Below are 17,221 nucleotides of genomic sequence, written 5' to 3'. Positions count from 1 at the left end.
ACGGACGCGGCGCCCCCTGGGGAGCGCCGCGCCATGAGTATTTTCAGAAAGATGAAAGGCTTACTCTGCCGCCCAGCCGCTGACGGATTTCACCTCGAGGAAGTCGAGGATGCCGAAGGAGCCGCCCTCGCGGCCATTGCCCGACTGCTTCATGCCGCCGAAGGGCGCGCCGGCGGGGCGGCCGCTGCCGTTGTTCTGCACCATGCCCGAGCGCAGCTGCCGCGTCAGGCGGTTGACCCGCGCCGCATCGGTGCTCTGCACGTAGTTGGTGAGGCCGTAGGGCGTGTCATTGGCGACGCGCACCGCCTCGTCCTCGCTGTCGAACTTCATCACCGACAGCACCGGGCCGAAGATCTCTTCGCGCGCGATGGTCATCTCGGGGGTCACGTCGGCAAAGACCGTCGGGCGCACGTAGAAGCCCTTGTTGAGCCCCTCGGGACGGCCGAGGCCGCCGGCCACCAGCCGCGCGCCCTCGTCGATGCCCTTCTGGATGAGATCCTGGATCTTGCCCCACTGGGTCTCGTTGACCACCGGGCCGATGTGATCCCCCTCCTGCTGCGGATCGCCGACCTTCACCGCGCTCGCGACCGCCGCCGCCTGCTCGACCGCCGTGTCGTAGAACGGCGCCTCGACCATCATGCGCGAGGGCGCGTTGCAGCTTTGCCCCGAGTTTTCCATCATGTGCAGCACGCCGCGCTTTACCGCATCGGCATCCGCATCGGCGAAGACGAGGTTCGCCCCCTTGCCGCCCAGCTCGAGGTGCACGCGCTTGAGCGTGTCGGCGGCGGCCTTCGAGATCGCCCGGCCGGCGCGGGTCGAGCCGGTGAAGCTGACCATGTCGACGTCGGGATGCGAGGACAGCTGCGTGCCGACGCCTGCGCCATCACCGTTGACGAGGTTGAAGACGCCCCTGGGGAAGCCCGCCTCGTGCATCATCTCGGCAAAGAGGATGGCGTCGAGCGGGCTTTCCTCGGAGGGTTTCAGCACCATGGTGCAGCCCGCCACGGCGGCGGCGCCGACTTTCAGCGTGACCTGGTTCATCGGCCAGTTCCACGGGGTGATCAGCGCCGCGACGCCCACCGCCTCGTGGATGATCCGGTGCGCCGGAAGGTCCTCGCGCAGCGAGTGCTCGAAGGGGAAGGCCTTGGCGGCGCGGATGAAGTTGGTGAGGTGGAAAGTGCCCGCCCCGACCTGGTCCGAGCGCGACAGCGAGATCGGCGCGCCCATCTCGAGGGTCATCGCCTGCGCCATCTCCTCGGCGCGGGCCTTGTAGACCTCGAGCAGCTTCTCGACATAGCCGATCCGCTCGGCCACCGGGGTCGCCATCCATCCCGGCAGTGCGGCCTTGGCGGCGGCGACGGCGGCATCGGTGTCGGCCTGGTCACCCAGCGAGATGATCGCACAGGGCTCCTCGGTTGCCGGGTTGATCACCGCGTGATCGCGCGGTGCTGCCGGGTCCACCCATTGGCCATCGATGTAGAACTGGCGCTTCTCGATCATGATAGTCTCCGCGAGTCTGGATTTGATCAAATTACTCCCAAGCGGCACAGTGTCACTCCGCCGCCCGCGCCGCAAGCGGGGTCTTTACAACGCAAACCCGGCCCGTATCTATTCCGCGAGACCTCACGCCGACGACTTCGGGCAGGAAAGGACATTCCCATGGCTCTGCGCATCAACGACACCCTTCCGAACCTCCACGTGGTCACCGACCAGGGCGAGTATGACCTGCACGACTGGATCGGCGACAGCTGGGCGATCCTCTTCTCGCATCCCAAGGACTTCACCCCGGTCTGCACCACCGAATTCGGCGCCGTCGCGCAGCTTTCGGACGAATGGGCCAAGCGCGGCACCAAGGTGATGGGCATCTCGGTCGACGGCATCGCCGAGCACAAGAAGTGGAAGGGCGACATCGAGGCGGTTGCCGGGGCCGAGGCCGGTTTCCCGATCATCGCCGATGACGGGCTCGAGGTCGCCAAGGCGCTCGACATGCTGCCCGCCGACGCCTACCTGCCCGACGGCCGCACCCCGGCGGACAGCGCCACCGTGCGCTCGGTCTTCATCATCGCGCCGAACAAGAAGGTGCAGCTGATGATGACCTACCCGATGTCCGTGGGCCGCAACTTCGCCGAGGTGCTGCGCGCGCTCGACGGGCTGCAGCGCACCTACCAGCAGCCGCTCGCCACCCCCGCCAACTGGGAAGTCGGCCAGGACGTGATCGTCGCCCTGTCGCTGAACAACGAGCAGGCGACCGAGAAATACGGCGCGCTCGACATCAAGCTGCCCTACCTGCGCTTCGCCAAGAACCCCGAGTGATCCCGGCCCGCGGCCGCCCGCGCCGCGCCGCCCGCTGATCCCTAGGCTTTCGCCACCCGCCGGACCTCCGGCGGGTGGTGTGGTTTCGGCCCCCCCGCGCGCGGTCCGGCTCTGGGGTGGTGCCCAACCGCTGCCGACCTGATAAACTCGCGCCACAAGGTTCCGGATAGTTTTAGTCCTTTGAAAAACCTATTTTAAACGAGGCCGCCATGCCGCGCGCGATTTTGCCGTTTCTCCGAGTTCTGCTCGTCTTCCTGATGGTCCATGCCGGCTCCGATCTTGCCGCGCAGGAAACCGCCGACGCCCCCGCACCGGCCGAAAGCTCCGAGGCCGAAAGCCCGCCCTCCCCCGCCGAGGAAGCCATCGGGAAAGCCGAGGAGCGCGGCCGCCAGGCGATCATGGCGAACCCCGACGTGATCGGCGCGAAGGGGGCCGCCGAGGCACCGCTGCCACCGCAGAGCGACGCCGAGTTGCTCGCCGACCTGACCGACCCCGCCATCCCCTCGGAAGAGCTCGCCATGCGCGCGCTGCCGCTGACCGTCGAGGAGATGACCCAGCTGGCGCTGGCCTGGCAGAACACCGCGAAGGGCATGACCAAGGCGGTCGTCGAGGAGCAGCTCGCCGTGCTCGCCAAGGAGGAGGGCGGCGAGGAAGGGGTGCCGCGCGAGCGGCTCACGCAGTTGGTGGAACTGCGCAACAATGCCTTCGAGAACCTCTCGACCGTGGTGGACGGGCTCGAGGCCAAGGGTGGCGACGCCGCCGAAGTGGCCAAGTTCCGCGCCTACCGCGCCGCGATCCACGTCGACGAGACGCAGCGCGCCGACTGGCGCACGCTGCTGGCGCAGGCGGTGAACTGGGCGACGGACGAGGACGGCGGCATCAAGCTGGCGCTGCGGGTGGCGGTCATCGTCGGCTCGCTGCTGGGCCTTCTGATCATCGCGCGGACGGTGCGCGGCGTGGCGCGGCGCGGGCTGTCGCGCGTGCCGGACCTGTCGAAGCTGCTGCAGGCCTTCATCCTGATGGTGATCTACTGGCTGACCATCGCCTTCGGGCTGATGATCGTGCTGAGCGCGCTGGGGATCGACGTGACGCCGCTCTTCGCGCTGGTCGGCGGCGCGTCCTTCATCATCGCCTTCGCCATGCAGGACACGCTCGGCAACCTCGCGGCGGGGCTGATGATCATGATCAACCGCCCCTTCGACGAGGGCGATTACGTCACCGTCGCGGGCACCGGCGGCACGGTCAAATCGGTCTCGATCGTCTCGACCACCGTGGTGACCCCCGACAACCAGGTGATCGTCATCCCGAACTCCAAGGTCTGGGGCGACGTGATCACCAACACCACCGCCAGCGACACGCGGCGCGTCGATCTGACCTTCGGCATCGGCTACGACGACTCGATCGAGGCGGCGCAGGAGGTGCTCGAGAAGGTGGTCGCCGAGCACCCGCTGATCCTCGAGGACCCGGCGCCGCTGATCCGGGTCAACGCGCTCGGGGCAAGCTCGGTCGATTTCATCTGCCGCCCCTGGACCAAGGTCGACGACTACTGGACGGTCTACTGGGACCTGACCCGGCAGGTGAAGGAGGCCTTCGACCACGCGGGCATCTCGATCCCCTTCCCGCAGGCCGACATGCACGTGCACATGGCCGCCCCCGCCGCCACGCCCTTCGGCGACGCGGGCAAGGGCGCCGGGGGCAAGGCCGCGCCGGACACGCCCGCCCCGGAGCCCGAGGAAGGCGAGCCCTACTATGCGCGCGAGGACCGGGTGACCTCGTTCCGCGAAGGCGACGAGGGGCACGAGGGGCACGAGGAGGAGACCAACACCTGAGCCCGCTCAGAGGTTGAAGTCGTAGACCCCGCTGCGGCGCCGCGGGATCGACTGGCGCTCGATCATCCGGCGGGTGTGCGGGCGCTCGCCCCCCCGGTGCAGCGCCAGCAGCCGCTCGAAGGTGCCGCCGTCGGCCTTGGTGCGGCGGGTGTTGTGGCGGATGTACTCGACCCAGGTCGGGACGTGGTAGGTCTCTTCCCAGATGCGCGGATCCTCGAGATCGCGCATCAGCACCCAGTTCTGCGCCCCGTCGCGGATCCGCACCCGCCGCCGCTCGGCCATGATGGCGAGGAACTCGGGCACGTCCTCGGGGTCGATCTCGAACTGGGTCATCGCCACGATCGGGCCGCTGCGCAGCTTGAGGTCGAGCTGCAGCGTCGGCTCCTTGAACCGGTCGAGCGGCGAGAGGTCGAGATCGCCGTATTCCGGCAGCGGCATGCGGAAGCCCACCAGCGCCGCCAGCGCCAGCACCACCGCCGCGCCCATGAGCGCCGTGGGCAGCCCCCAGCCGTCCGAGACCGAGCCCCAGACCCAGCTGCCCGCCGCCATGCCGCCGAAGCTGGCCGACTGGTAGAGCGCGATGGCCCGGCCCACCACCCAGCGCGGGGTCGACAGCTGCACCGTCACGTTGAAGAGCGACAGCGCCACGGTCCAGGCCATGCCGTTCAGTAGCAGCGCCGGGATGCAGGCCCAGAGCGTCGGGGCCACGGCGAGGATGGCGGTGCCGGTCACCGCGGCCGCGGCGGCGTAGCGCACCAGGTGCTCGTTGTCGAACCGGTCGCGCAGCCGCGCGTTGTTGAGCGCGCCGATCACCGCGCCGACGCCGAAGCAGCCGAGCATGATGCCGAAGGTCGAGGCGTCGCCGCCGAGCCGTTCATGCGCGATCAGCGGCAGCAGCGACAGCACCGCCACCGAGCCGAAGCCGAAGAGGAAGGCGCGCGACATCACGTTGACGAGGTTCGGCGACATCGCGACGTAGCGCAGCCCCGACCCAACCGCGAAGCGCAGCGGCTCGGGCGGCAGCGTGCTGTCCGGCGGCGGCGACTTCCAGCGCGCCAGCACGGCGATCATCGGCAGGTAGCTCACCGCGTTGAGCGCGAAGGCGGCCGCCGCCCCCGCCACCGCGACGATGATCCCGCCGATCGCCGGGCCGACCGAGCGCATGGCGTTGAAGGCCATCGAGTTCAGCGCCACCGCCGAGGGAAGATCGGCGCGCGGCACAATGTCTCCGAGCGAGGCCTGCCAGGACGGGTTGAAGAAGGTCGAGCCGGTGCCGATCAGGAAGGTCAGCACCAAGAGCAGCCAGGGCGTCAGCAGGTTCATCCAGGCCAGCACGCAGAGCAGCGCCGAGGCGACCATCATGAAGAGCAGCGCGCCGATCATCACCCGGCGGCGATCGCGGTTGTCGGCCAGCGTCCCGGCGAAGACGGCAAAGAGCATGGTCGGCACGGTCACCCCGGCCTGCACCAACGCCACCATCGCGTCGCTGTCCGAGATCTGCGTCATCATCCAGCCCGCGCCCACCGACTGCACCAGCGTGCCGAGATTCGAGGCCATCGAGGCGGTCCAGCGCGCCCGGAAGGCGGGGATGCGCAGGACGGTAAGGGGCGACGCGGATTTTGGCATGTGGCTCGGGGGCTGGTCGCCGGCCCCTGGAAGCGACGGAAGCGAGGGGGCCTGCCGTCAAGGTAGAGCGGGTTTTTGCTGCGTCGCCAAGGGGGCGGCAGGAAAATAGATGCCGGTTGCATGTATTTGCCGAGAGCGGCCCGCCCGAGGCACGGGACCGGCGGAAAGGGCAGCGCGAAAACGAGAAGGGCGGGCCACTTGGCCCGCCCTTCGATCCGTCATCCGTCCGAGGCTCAGAGCGTCGGGTAGATCGGGAAGCCCTTGAGGAAGGCCTCGACCTCGGCCTTCACCTTGGCCTCGACCTCGGCATTGCCGTCCTCGCCGTTCGCCGCCAGACCGTCGACCACCTCGATGATCCAGTCGGCGATCTTGCGGAACTCGGCTTCCTTGAAGCCGCGGGTGGTGCCGGCGGGCGAGCCGAGGCGGATGCCCGAGGTCACGGTCGGCTTTTCCGGGTCGAACGGCACGCCGTTCTTGTTGCAGGTGATGTGCGCGCGGCCGAGGGCCTTCTCGGTCGCGTTGCCCTTCACGCCCTTGGGACGCAGGTCGACCAGCACCACGTGGGTGTCGGTGCCGTGGGTCACGGTGTCGAGCCCGCCCTTGATCAGCTGGTCCGACAGCGCCTGCGCGTTGGCGATGACCTGCTTGGCGTAGTCCTTGAACTCGGGGCGCAGCGCCTCGCCGAAGGCCACGGCCTTGCCGGCGATGACATGCATCAGCGGGCCGCCCTGGATGCCGGGGAAGATCGCCGAGTTGACCTTCTTGGCGATCTCCTCGTCGTTGGTGAGGATCATGCCGCCGCGCGGGCCGCGCAGGGTCTTGTGGGTGGTGGTGGTCGCCACATGCGCGTGCGGGAAGGGCGACGGGTGCTCACCGCCGGCCACGAGGCCCGCGAAGTGGGCCATGTCGACCATCAGGTAGGCACCGACGCTGTCGGCGATCTCGCGCATCTTGGCGAAGTCGATCTGGCGCGGGATGGCCGAGCCGCCGGCGACGATGATCTTGGGCTTGTGCGCGTTGGCCAGCTCCTGGACCTGGTCGTAGTCGAGCAGGTTGTCCTGCTTGCGCACGCCGTACTGGATGGCGTTGAACCACTTGCCCGACTGGTTGGGCTTGGCGCCATGGGTCAGGTGCCCGCCGGCGTCGAGGCTCATGCCGAGGATGGTGTCGCCGGGCTGGATCAGCGCCTGGTAGACGCCCTGGTTGGCCTGGCTGCCGGAGTTCGGCTGCACGTTGGCGAAGGCGCAGCCGAAGAGCTGCTTGGCGCGCTCGATGGCCAGGTTCTCGGCCACGTCGACCCAGTCGCAGCCGCCGTAGTAGCGCTTGCCCGGGTAGCCTTCGGCGTACTTGTTGGTGAGCACCGAGCCCTGCGCCTGCATGACGGCGCGCGAGACGATGTTCTCGGACGCGATCAGCTCGATCTCGTCGCGCTGGCGGCCAAGCTCGCCGGTGATGGACGCGAAGAGTTCGGGGTCACGGGACGAGAGCTCTTCGGTGAAAAAGCCGGTGTCGCTGGGCGCGGCGGTCATGGGCAAGTCTCCGGGGGTCAAGGATTCGAGTTCCGGCGCCTGAGTAAAGGAAAGCGCGCGGATCGCAAAGACGTCAAAGCGACAGCTTGCGTTTCTCTTCCGGCCTCTCTGGCGGCGCGGGAAAACTTGTGATTGTTTCGGAACATCCCGGACGGGACAGGAAACCGCAGGACACCCCCGACCCGATGTCACTGAGAATTGCCTTCTGCGCCTCGCGCGCGCCGATCGCCCAGGCGGCCCATGCCGCGCTGAGCAACCGCTACGGCGACCACGCCGAGCGCGGCGCAGACGTGATCGTGGCGCTGGGGGGCGACGGGTTCATGCTGCAGACCCTGCACCGCACGCAGGAGCTGAACGTGCCGGTCTACGGGATGAACCGCGGCACCGTTGGCTTCTTGATGAACGCCTATTCGGAGCACCGGCTGGAAGAGCGGCTCGAGCAGGCCGAGGAGGCGGTGATCAACCCGCTTTCGATGCGGGCCACCACCGTCGACGGCACGGTGCACGAGGCGCTGGCGATCAACGAGGTCTCGCTGCTGCGGACCGGGCCGCAGGCGGCGCGGCTGGCGATCCACGTCGACGGCAAGCTGCGCCTGCCCGAGCTGGTCTGCGACGGCGCGCTGCTGGCGACCCCGGCGGGCTCGACCGCCTACAACTACTCGGCGCACGGGCCGATCCTGCCGATCGGCTCGGAGGTGCTCGCACTTACTGCCGTCGCCGCCTTCCGCCCGCGGCGCTGGCGCGGCGCGCTGCTGCCCAAGGCCGCCGAGGTCAGTTTCGAGGTGCTCGAGCACGAGAAGCGCCCGGTGATGGCCGAGGCGGACAGCGAGTCGGTGCGCAACGTGGTGCGGGTCGACATCCGCTCGGCCCCCGACGTGGCGCACCGGGTGATGTTCGACCCGGGCCACGGGCTGGAAGAGCGGCTGATCCGCGAGCAGTTCGTCTGACGCAGCGCCCGCGGCTCAGGCCACGGCGTCGAGCGGCAACTGCGCGTGCAGGATCTCGACCTGCGGATCTCCCCAGCGGACAAGGCCGATGGCGGCGCTCGCCGCTACGCCATCGAAGCGGATCGAGCCTTCGCCGATCCGCAGCAGCAGGCTGTCCCCCTCCTGCGTGACGGACCAGTCGGCGATGTCCTCGCCAAGCTGGACGACCACCTCGGTTCCCGGGGCCAGCGACACGCTGTCATTCCCGTCACCGGCCGCGTAGCGCAACGCGACGGTGCCGCCGCCAAGCGTGATGCTGTCATCGCCCTGCCCCGCCTCGAGCGAGATCGCCCCGGCCACGCTGAGGGTGATCGCGTCATCCCCCGCGCCGGTGTCGATATCGGCCACGTTGCCGAGCGCGGCCAGCATCCGCGACTCCACCGGGCTGCCCGTACTCCAAGGACCCGCGGACAGGCGCGAGCGCCCGGCCCCCGCCTCGATGCTCACCGCGTCGCGCCCCGCGCCGGTGTAGATGCCGCCCACCACCGCCGCCGAGATCGTCACCGCGTCGTCGCCCTCGCCGGTGTAGATGCTCTCGACGCTCTGCGCGGCGATGGTCACCGCGTCGGCCCCGCCGCCGGTGTAGACCGACTGCACCTGCCGCGCCTGCAGCGTGACCGTGTCATTGCCTGTGTCATTGCCTGTGCCATTGACCGCCCTGCCGCGCCCGACGGGGTTCCGATCGGTGTAGATGCCGCTCACCCGATCCGCGAGGATGGCGACCGCGTCGCTTCCGGCGCCGGTGTTCACGCCCGTGACGGTGCGCGCAGCGATCGCCACGGCGTCATTTCCCGCGCCGGTGTAGACGCGCGAAACCTCGGTCGCGCGGATCGCCACCGCGTCGTTGCCCCCCTGCGCCGAGCGCTGCGGATCGACGTCGGTATAGACACCCTCGACCCGCTCCGCCGAGAGCGCGAGCGCGTCATGCCCGGTGCCCGTGGCGACATTCGACAGGGTCCCCGCCGAGGCCGAGAGCGCGAGATTGCCGCCGTAGCTGGCGAAGGTGACCTGCGCATCGTCCTGCGCATAGGCGCCCGCCGAGGCGCCCGAACGGATCGCCACGCCGGACTGCAGCCGCTCGAGCGCCTTTGCCATGTGCTGCATCCGGGCACGGATGCGCTGCAGCCCGCGCTCCCGCGCGCCGGCAAGGCTGTGGTCCGTGGACCCCTCCTCCGCCTGCGTCCGCGCCTCGATGCCGACCTGCGCCGCCCGCAGCACCGGCCCCGCGCTGCGCGGTGCAGCCGCGCCCGTGCCGGTGCCGGTGCCGGGATCGGCAGCCGCCTCCGACACCTCGATCGAGGCGAGGCTCACCCCGGCGCTGGCCCCGTCCGGGCCGGCGCTGGCGCGCAGCTGCGAGAGGGACAGGCTGCCGAACAGCGTCGGCAGGCTCTGCAACGGGAGGGAGGGGATCGGCAGGCTCATGGCGGGGCTCCTTTGCCGAGAGGCTGCGCCGCGAAGCTGAACGGGAGGTAAACGCGCCCCGGCGAGATGTTTCGCATTGGACGGGTCCCGCGCCCGCGCCATAAGGAAGGCGGAAACTTCAGGGAGATGCCCATGCTGCAAGGCCTGCATCACGTGGCGCTGATCTGCGGCGACTATGCCCGCAGCCGCGCCTTCTACGTCGACCTGCTGGGGCTCGAGGTGATCGCCGAGACCCACCGCGCCGAACGGCAGAGCTGGAAGCTCGACCTGAGGGTGCCGGGCGGCGGGCAGATCGAGCTCTTCAGCTTCCCCGCGCCTCCCGAGCGCCCCTCGCGCCCCGAGGCCAGGGGGCTGCGCCACCTTGCGTTTCGCGTTGCGGACATGGGCGCGGCGGTGCGCTGGCTCGAGGATGCGGGGGTGGCGGTCGAGCCGGTGCGGGTCGACGAGCTGACCGGCAAGCGCTTTACCTTCTTCGCCGACCCGGACGGGCTGCCACTGGAACTCTACGAGATCTGACGGCCGCTGATTGACGCCGCGGAAAATCTTCCGCAGATTTTCGCCAGCCACGACGACATTGCGCCCATGCATCTTTCCAAGTTCACCGATTACGCGCTGCGCGTCTGCCTCTATCTCGGGGCGCAGCAGGACCGGCTGGTCTCGATCTCCGAGATCGCCCAGGCCCATGCGCTGTCGCACGGCAACCTGATGAAGGTGGTGAAGAACCTCGTCGACGGCGGCTTCCTGAAGACCACGCGCGGCCGGTCCGGCGGCGTCGAGCTGGCCCGCACGGCGGCGGAGATCCGGATCGGCGAGATCGCCCGCTTCATGGAGGGCGACACCTCCATGGTCGATTGCTCGAGCTGCATCCTCAAGGGCGCCTGCGGGCTGACGCGGGCGCTGCGCGAGGCGAAGCTCGCCTTCTACGCGCAACTCGACCAGTACAACCTCGCCGATGCGCTGACCGCCCACCCGCGGACGCTCTCGCTGCTGCTCGGGGCGGTGCCCTCGGAGCCGCTGGACCCGAACCCCGCCTGAGGGCGAATCCCGGGACGTCGGGGCGCCGGGGCTGGATGTCCTGCCCCTTCTTGCGGCGGGCCTACCCCCGCCTCTGACCCCGGGCCAACTCGCCAGTCGTCAACATTTTGCTGAAAATCAGCGCAGGAGCCCCGCGGTTTGCACGTGCAGCACTCAGCTGCCGGGCGGCGACCCGGATTTCCGCGAAATCCTGCGCCCCGGCCCGAAAGATCTCTTGCGCGGAAATAACATTCCACCGTAACGAATGATTTATCAGGTCGCATCTTCCCCGCGACCCCGCCGCAACGGCGCGGCAATTTCCGTCAAGAGCCCCCAGAGGGCAGGCAGCAAAGGCGCTGCGACTTCGTTCCGACACGGATCGGATCGTGGGATCACGCAAGCGCCAACCTTCCGTTTTCCCTGACAGAAATCGCCGCGGCCCGGGATCTCCCGTTCCGCTTCCTGCTGAAACCGGAGACCCCTCATGTCCAAGCAACGCCTCGTCATCATCGGCAACGGCATGGCCCCCGGCCGCCTTCTGGAGCACCTCTTCGAGGCCGCCCCCGATGCCTATGACGTCACCGTCTTCAATGCCGAGCCCCGCGTGAACTACGACCGCATCATGCTGTCGCCGGTGCTGTCGGGCGAGAAGACCTTTGAAGACATCATCATCCACGGCGACGCCTGGTACGAAGAGCGTGGCATCACCCTGCACCGCGGCGAGAAGGTCACCGGCATCGACCGCGAGGCCCGCAGCGTCACCGGCGCCAGCGGCATCACCGCCCAGTACGACAAGCTGGTGATCGCCACCGGCTCGTCGCCCTTCATCATCCCCGTGCCGGGGCACAAGTTGCCCGGCGTGCTGGCGTACCGCGATCTCGACGACGTGGACGGAATGCTGCGGGCGGCCTCGAGGGGTGGCCGTGCCGTGGTGATCGGCGGCGGCCTGCTTGGTCTCGAGGCCGCCGCCGGTCTGAAATCGCGCGGCATGGAGGTGACCGTGCTGCACCTCATGCCGACCCTGATGGAGCGCCAGCTCGACCCGGCGGCGGGCTACCTGCTGCAGAAGGAACTCGAGCGGCGCGGCATCGAGGTGCGCTGCGGCGCCAACACCAAGGCCATCCTCGGCGAGACCGAGGTCGAGGGCGTCGAGCTGGAGGACGGCACCGTCATCGAGGCCTCGCTGGTGGTCATGGCCGTCGGCATCCGCCCCTCGATCGACCTTGCCCGCGAGGCCGGGCTGGCCGTCGGCCGTGGCATCCAGACGGACGCCGCGCTGCGCACCTCGGACCCGGACATCTTCAGCCTCGGCGAATGCGCCGAGGTGGATGGCCGCGTCTACGGTCTGGTCGCGCCGCTCTACCAGATGGCCAATGTCGCCGCCGAGCATCTCGCCGGGCCCTCCGAGGCCGCCTTTGCCCATGCCGAGACGCCGACCAAGCTCAAGGTCACCGGCATCAACCTCTACTCGGTGGGCGACTTCGGCGACGGGCCCGACCGCGAGGACGTGGTGCTGCGCGACGCCGCCCGCGGCAGCTACCGCCGGGTGATCCTGCAGGACAATCGCGTCATCGGCGCGGTGCTCTACGGCGATGTCGCCGACGGCATGTGGTACAACGAGCTGCTGAAGTCCGGCGAGGACGTCTCGGCGATGCGCGACACGCTGATCTTCGGGCAGGCGCACCAGGGCGGCGCCTCGGCCGATCCGCTCGCCGCGGTCGCCAACCTCTCGGCCGACGCAGAGATCTGCGGCTGCAACGGCGTCTGCAAGGGCAAGATCGTGCAGGCGATCACCGAGAAGGGCCTCAGCACCCTCGGCGAGGTGCGCGCCCACACCAAGGCCAGCGCCTCCTGTGGCAACTGCACGGGGCTGGTGGAGTCGGTCATGGCGCTGACCCTCGGCGACGGGTTCGCCAAGAAGGCCGAGGGCATGTGCGGCTGCACCGGGCTCGGCCACGGCGAGGTGCGCCGGCTTATCAAGGCGCAGGGGCTGAAGAGCATCCCCGCCGTGATGCAGGAACTGGAATGGAAGACCTCGCATGGCTGCGCGAAATGCCGTCCGGCGCTCAACTACTACCTGCTGAGCGACTGGCCGGGCGAGTACAAGGACGACCAGCAGAGCCGCTTCATCAACGAGCGCGTGCACGCCAACATCCAGAAGGACGGCACCTATTCCGTCGTGCCGCGGATGTGGGGCGGGATGACCTCGGCGGACGAGCTGCGCGCCATCGCCGACGTGGTGGACAAGTTCGCCATCCCCGACGTGAAGGTGACCGGCGGCCAGCGCATCGACCTCCTGGGGGTTAAGAAGGAAGACCTGCCCGCCGTCTGGGCCGATCTCAACGCCGCGGGTCTGGTCTCGGGCCACGCCTATGCCAAGGGTCTGCGCACGGTGAAGACCTGCGTCGGCTCGACCTGGTGCCGCTTCGGCACGCAGGACAGCACCGGGCTCGGCATCAAGCTCGAGAAGTTCCTCTGGGGGTCGTGGACGCCCGCAAAGGTCAAGCTCGCCGTGACCGGCTGCCCGCGCAACTGCGCCGAGGCGACCTGCAAGGACATCGGCGTGATCTGCGTCGATAGCGGCTACGAGATCGTCTACGGCGGCGCCGCGGGCCTGCACATCCAGGGCACCACCAAGCTCGGCACGGTGAAGACCGAGGAGGAGGTGATCGAGATCGCCGCCGCCATGACCCAGATGTACCGCGAGCAGGGCTACTACCTCGAGCGCATCTACAAATGGGCGGACCGCGTCGGCTACGACATGGTCAAGGCCGCGATCCTCGACGACCTGGACAGCCGCCGCGCCTATTACGAGCGCTTCGTCTTCAGCCAGCAGTTTGCCCAGACCGACCCCTGGTCCGAGCGCGTCTCGGGCGTCGACAAGCACGAGTTCAAGCCGCTCGCCGTCTTCGGCGAAGAGGCGAAAACCCCCGCCAGCGTGGAGCCCGCAGAATGAACGCCCTGACCCGCGACAGCAATGCATGGCGCCTCATCGGCTCCATCGACGACATCCCCACGCAAGGCGCGCGCTGCGTCGAGAACGGGGAGACAAAGATTGCCGTCTTCCGCACCGCGGATGACCGGATCTTCGCGCTCGAGGACAAGTGCCCGCACAAGAACGGGCCGCTCAGCCAGGGCATCGTGCACGGCGGCTGCGTCACCTGCCCCCTGCACAACTGGGTGATCTCGCTGGAAACCGGTGCCGCCACCGGCGCCGACGAAGGCCGCACCGCTTCCTTCCCCGTCCGTCTCGACGGTCGGGACATCTACCTCAACCTCCAACAGGGCGCCTGACCCCGGGCCCCGAACCCCTTCAGCAAAGGATACGCATCATGTCGTATATCGCTCCCAAGGAATTCGCGGCCAAGATGGTCGACGCCGGCGAATCCAAGATCTTCATGTCCACCAAGGACACGCTCATCCGCGCCTACATGGCCGGGGCAATCCTCGCGCTGGCCGCGGCCTTCGCGATCACCATCACCGTCAACACCGGCAACCCGCTGGTCGGCGCGCTGCTGTTCCCGGTCGGCTTCTGCATGCTCTACCTCATGGGCTTCGACCTGCTGACCGGCGTCTTCACCCTCGCGCCGCTGGCGGTCATCGCCAAGCGCCCGGGATGCACCTGGGGCGGCGTGCTGCGCAACTGGGGCCTGGTGTTCACCGGCAACTTCGCCGGCGCGCTGACCGTCGCGGTGTTCATGACCATCATCGTCACCATGGGCTTCACCACCGCCCCCAACGCGGTCGGCGAGAAGATCGGCCACATCGGTGAAGGCCGGACCCTCGGCTACGCCGCGGCCGGCATGGGCGGCATGCTGACCCTCTTCGTGCGCGCCGTGATGTGCAACTGGATGGTCTCGACCGGCGTCGTCGCCGCGATGATGTCCACCTCGGTCTCGGGCAAGATCATGGCCATGTGGATGCCGATCCTGGTGTTCTTCTACCTCGGCTTCGAGCACTCGATCGTCAACATGTTCCTGTTCCCCTCGGGCATCATGATGGGCGGGCAGTTCACCTGGGCGGACTACTTCCTCTACAACGAGATCCCGACCGTGATCGGCAACCTCGTGGGCGGCCTGACCTTCGTCGGCGGCATGATCTACTCGACCCACTTCCGTGAATCGCCGAAGCGCAACGCGGGCCGCAACGACGACGCGGTGCGCATGCCGGCCGAATAAGCGTTGACCTCGCCTTGGGCCCCGCCACCGCGCGGGGCCCCTTTTCGTTTGTGCCTTTTCCAGACCCCGCGCCGGACCGGAGCCCGAGATGCCCAGAGACACCGCCCTGCCCCAGACCCTGCACCTGTCGCTCGGCCAGCATGCCCGGCAGGGCATGAAGCCGCAGATGCAGGACTTCCACGGCGCGCTGCTGCCCGGCGGCACGCAGCTGGCGCTGAAGGGCGCGGTGGTGGCGCTGGCGGACGGCATCTCGACCAGCCCGCACGCCCGCACCGCCGCCGAGATGGCCGTCGCCGCGCTGGTCACCGACTATTACGACACGCCCGAGAGCTGGACCGTGCAGACCGCCGCCGGGCGGGTGATCGCGGCGACCAATGCCTGGCTCCACGGGCAGAGCCGCGCCGTGGCGCCGGGCGATCCCGACCGCGGCTTCGTCTGCACCCTCTCGGCGATGGTGCTGAAGGGGCGCGAGGCGCATCTCTTCCACGTCGGAGACAGCCGGATCTCGCGCCTTGCCGGCGACAGCCTCGAGCCGCTGACCGAGGACCACGTGAGCGGCGGGATGCTGTCGCGCGCGATGGGAGTCTCGGCCGAGCTGCGGCTCGACCACCGCCGCGTGGCGCTGCAGTCGGGCGACGTCTTCCTGCTGACCACAGACGGGGTGCACGCCCATATCACCGGGCGCGACCTGCGCGCGGCGCTCGACCGGACGCCCGATCTCGACGCCGTGGCCGAGCATCTCGTCGGCCTTGCCCTCCAGCGCGGCAGCCGCGACAACCTGACAGCGCAGGTGCTGCGCGTCGACGCCCTGCCCGAGCCCGGCAGCGCCGCGCTCGGCGCCGAGGCCACCGTCCTGCCGGTGCCGCCCCTGCCGAGGCCCGGGGACGAGATCGACGGCTTCCGCATCCTGCGCGCGCTGCACCACTCGCCGCGCAGCCATGTCTTCCTTGCCGCCGCACCGGACGGGGCGAAGGTGGCGCTGAAGATCCCCGCCTCCGAGATCGCCGAGAGCGCGGACGCCCGCCGACGCTTCCTGCTCGAGGACTGGGTGGCGCGGCGGATCGACAGCCCGCACGTGCTGCGCGCCGCCCCCCTGCCCGGCCCACGCAGCGCGCTCTACGGCGTCACCGAGTTTGTCGAGGGCGTCACCCTGCGCCAGTGGATGACCGACCACCCGAAGCCCTCGCTGGACGAGGTGCGCGGCATCGTCACGCAAGTGGCGGACGGGCTGCGCGCCCTCCACCGCCGCGAGATGATCCACCAGGACATCCGCCCCGAGAACCTGCTGATCGACGGCGACGGCACGGTGCGGATCATCGACTTCGGCTCGGTCGCCGTGGCCGGGGTGGAGGAGGCGACACCCGGCCTGCTGGGAGAGATGCCCGGCACATACCAGTACACCGCGCCCGAGTACCTGTCGGGCGACGTGGTCAGCTGGCGGTCGGACATGTTCGCGCTGGCGGTGATCGCCTACGAGATGCTGACCGGTGTGCTTCCCTATGGCACGCAGGTGGCCAGAGTGGCCTCGCGTCGCGACCAGATGCGGCTCGCCTACCGCTCGGCCAGTGACGAGACCAGCGGCGTGCCGCTTTGGATGGACGAGGCGCTGCAGCGCGCGCTGCATCCCGACCCGCTGCGCCGCCCTGATGCATTGTCCGAGTTCCTCGCGAGCCTCCGCCGCCCCTCGCCCGGCTGGCAGGCGGCGCACCGCCGCCCGCTGGCGGCCCGCAATCCCGTCCGTTTCTGGCAAGCGACCTCCGCGATCCTCGCCGCGCTCTGCCTGATCCTTGCCGCGCATCTGGGCGGCTGACCCTCACCCCCGAAAGGAGAACTGCCATGAAGGACGCACTCATTCCGCAGGATCTGACCAAGGACGATGTCGCGGCGCTGATCCTCGCCGCCAAGAAGCGCGCCGGCCTCAGCTGGGAGGGCATCGCCGGGGCCATCGGCATGTCGCCGGTCTGGACCCATTCCGCCTGCGTGGGCATGAACGCCATGCCCCCCGCCAAGGCCGCCGCGCTGGTGGCACTGCTCGAGCTTCCCGAGGAAGCGGGTGAGGTGCTGGCCGAGAGCCCGACCAAGGTCTGGAGCCAGACCGTGCCCACCGATCCCTGCATCTACCGGCTCTACGAGATCGTCGGCGTCTACGGGCCGACCATCAAGGCGCTGATCCACGAGGAGTTCGGCGACGGCATCATGTCGGCGATCGACTTCGACATGGAGGTGACCCGTGTGCCGCACGAGAAGGGCGACCGGGTGAAGATCGAGATGTCCGGCAAGTACCTCGGCTACAACGCCTGGTGAGGCGCACCAGCCTCGGCGGA

General features: G+C 69.1%; 14 protein-coding genes. 10 read left to right on the top strand and 4 right to left on the bottom strand.

The features are described 5' to 3' along the window. Positions 1-60 precede the first annotated feature (60 nt). Positions 61-1,500 (bottom strand): aldehyde dehydrogenase family protein, encoded by a 1,440-nt coding sequence (locus PVT71_RS18965; protein WP_353474005.1) that lies wholly within the window; start codon positions 1,498-1,500, stop codon positions 61-63. Positions 1,501-1,659: 159 nt separating this feature from the next. On the opposite strand from PVT71_RS18965, the gene PVT71_RS18960 reads away from it, so the two are divergent. Both PVT71_RS18960 and PVT71_RS18955 read left to right on the top strand, forming a co-directional pair. Beyond that, positions 1,660-2,313, top strand: a complete 654-nt coding sequence (locus PVT71_RS18960) for a peroxiredoxin (protein WP_353474004.1) — start codon at positions 1,660-1,662, stop codon at positions 2,311-2,313. Positions 2,314-2,522: 209 nt separating this feature from the next. Next, positions 2,523-4,142: a mechanosensitive ion channel family protein gene (locus PVT71_RS18955; protein WP_353474003.1), complete on the top strand. Its 1,620-nt coding sequence runs from the start codon at positions 2,523-2,525 to the stop codon at positions 4,140-4,142. A gap of 6 nt (positions 4,143-4,148) precedes the next feature. Here PVT71_RS18955 and PVT71_RS18950 read toward each other — a convergent pair whose 3' ends face one another. Both PVT71_RS18950 and glyA read right to left on the bottom strand, forming a co-directional pair. Next, entirely contained in the window at positions 4,149-5,768 is a 1,620-nt protein-coding gene (locus PVT71_RS18950) for an MFS transporter (RefSeq protein WP_353474002.1), read from the bottom strand. Positions 5,769-6,001: 233 nt separating this feature from the next. Further along, on the bottom strand, positions 6,002-7,297 hold the full coding sequence (glyA, locus tag PVT71_RS18945; RefSeq protein WP_353474001.1) for a serine hydroxymethyltransferase: 1,296 nt from the start codon (positions 7,295-7,297) through the stop codon (positions 6,002-6,004). Between the two features lie 185 nt (positions 7,298-7,482). Here glyA and PVT71_RS18940 point away from each other — a divergent pair, with 185 nt between their 5' ends. Continuing rightward, on the top strand, positions 7,483-8,244 hold the full coding sequence (locus tag PVT71_RS18940) for an NAD kinase (protein WP_353474000.1): 762 nt from the start codon (positions 7,483-7,485) through the stop codon (positions 8,242-8,244). A 15-nt stretch (positions 8,245-8,259) separates the two neighbouring features. On the opposite strand, the gene PVT71_RS18935 is transcribed toward PVT71_RS18940, so the two are convergent. Continuing rightward, positions 8,260-9,705 carry a hypothetical protein gene (locus tag PVT71_RS18935; protein WP_353473999.1) on the bottom strand — a complete coding sequence of 482 codons (1,446 nt, stop codon included), beginning with the start codon at positions 9,703-9,705 and terminating at the stop codon, positions 8,260-8,262. A gap of 132 nt (positions 9,706-9,837) precedes the next feature. Between PVT71_RS18935 and PVT71_RS18930 the strand changes: the two genes are divergently transcribed. The 7 genes from PVT71_RS18930 (at position 9,838) to cynS (ending at position 17,201) form a co-directional block, all read left to right on the top strand. Beyond that, positions 9,838-10,221, top strand: coding sequence for a VOC family protein (locus PVT71_RS18930; protein ID WP_353473998.1), 384 nt, complete (start codon positions 9,838-9,840; stop codon positions 10,219-10,221). Between the two features lie 66 nt (positions 10,222-10,287). Beyond that, a complete protein-coding gene (locus PVT71_RS18925) occupies positions 10,288-10,740 on the top strand; it encodes an Rrf2 family transcriptional regulator (RefSeq protein ID WP_353473997.1) in 453 nt (150 codons plus the stop codon). 463 nt (positions 10,741-11,203) lie between these two features. Next, positions 11,204-13,675, top strand: coding sequence for a nitrite reductase large subunit NirB (gene nirB, locus PVT71_RS18920; protein ID WP_353473996.1), 2,472 nt, complete (start codon positions 11,204-11,206; stop codon positions 13,673-13,675). After that, the gene (nirD, locus tag PVT71_RS18915) at positions 13,672-14,013 is read left to right on the top strand and encodes a nitrite reductase small subunit NirD (RefSeq protein WP_353473995.1); all 342 of its coding nucleotides are present in this window, start codon (positions 13,672-13,674) and stop codon (positions 14,011-14,013) included. Before nirB ends, nirD begins: the two co-directional genes overlap by 4 nt. Positions 14,014-14,051: 38 nt before the next feature. Further along, the gene (locus tag PVT71_RS18910) at positions 14,052-14,897 is read left to right on the top strand and encodes a formate/nitrite transporter family protein (protein WP_353473994.1); all 846 of its coding nucleotides are present in this window, start codon (positions 14,052-14,054) and stop codon (positions 14,895-14,897) included. Positions 14,898-14,985: 88 nt separating this feature from the next. Beyond that, the gene (locus tag PVT71_RS18905) at positions 14,986-16,707 is read left to right on the top strand and encodes a bifunctional protein-serine/threonine kinase/phosphatase (RefSeq protein WP_353473993.1); all 1,722 of its coding nucleotides are present in this window, start codon (positions 14,986-14,988) and stop codon (positions 16,705-16,707) included. 26 nt (positions 16,708-16,733) lie between these two features. Then, positions 16,734-17,201, top strand: coding sequence for a cyanase (cynS, locus tag PVT71_RS18900; RefSeq protein WP_353473992.1), 468 nt, complete (start codon positions 16,734-16,736; stop codon positions 17,199-17,201). The last annotated feature ends 20 nt before the right edge of the window (positions 17,202-17,221 follow it).

This window comes from Salipiger sp. H15 (assembly GCF_040409955.1).
In the GTDB taxonomy this organism is placed as follows: Bacteria; Pseudomonadota; Alphaproteobacteria; order Rhodobacterales; family Rhodobacteraceae; genus Salipiger.
The sequence above is the reverse complement of the archived record's forward strand: the minus strand, read 5'-3'. Positions and strand labels throughout refer to the sequence as shown.

Coding starts and splice junctions, on each gene's coding strand:
- cynS (WP_353473992.1), top strand. CDS start 16,734: ATGAAGGACGCACTCATTCCGCAGGATCTGACCAAGGACGATGTCGCG.
- PVT71_RS18905 (WP_353473993.1), top strand. CDS start 14,986: ATGCCCAGAGACACCGCCCTGCCCCAGACCCTGCACCTGTCGCTCGGC.
- glyA (WP_353474001.1), bottom strand. CDS start 7,297: ATGACCGCCGCGCCCAGCGACACCGGCTTTTTCACCGAAGAGCTCTCG.
- PVT71_RS18955 (WP_353474003.1), top strand. CDS start 2,523: ATGCCGCGCGCGATTTTGCCGTTTCTCCGAGTTCTGCTCGTCTTCCTG.
- PVT71_RS18910 (WP_353473994.1), top strand. CDS start 14,052: ATGTCGTATATCGCTCCCAAGGAATTCGCGGCCAAGATGGTCGACGCC.
- PVT71_RS18940 (WP_353474000.1), top strand. CDS start 7,483: ATGTCACTGAGAATTGCCTTCTGCGCCTCGCGCGCGCCGATCGCCCAG.
- nirD (WP_353473995.1), top strand. CDS start 13,672: ATGAACGCCCTGACCCGCGACAGCAATGCATGGCGCCTCATCGGCTCC.
- PVT71_RS18950 (WP_353474002.1), bottom strand. CDS start 5,768: ATGCCAAAATCCGCGTCGCCCCTTACCGTCCTGCGCATCCCCGCCTTC.
- PVT71_RS18925 (WP_353473997.1), top strand. CDS start 10,288: ATGCATCTTTCCAAGTTCACCGATTACGCGCTGCGCGTCTGCCTCTAT.
- PVT71_RS18960 (WP_353474004.1), top strand. CDS start 1,660: ATGGCTCTGCGCATCAACGACACCCTTCCGAACCTCCACGTGGTCACC.
- PVT71_RS18935 (WP_353473999.1), bottom strand. CDS start 9,705: ATGAGCCTGCCGATCCCCTCCCTCCCGTTGCAGAGCCTGCCGACGCTG.
- PVT71_RS18930 (WP_353473998.1), top strand. CDS start 9,838: ATGCTGCAAGGCCTGCATCACGTGGCGCTGATCTGCGGCGACTATGCC.
- nirB (WP_353473996.1), top strand. CDS start 11,204: ATGTCCAAGCAACGCCTCGTCATCATCGGCAACGGCATGGCCCCCGGC.
- PVT71_RS18965 (WP_353474005.1), bottom strand. CDS start 1,500: ATGATCGAGAAGCGCCAGTTCTACATCGATGGCCAATGGGTGGACCCG.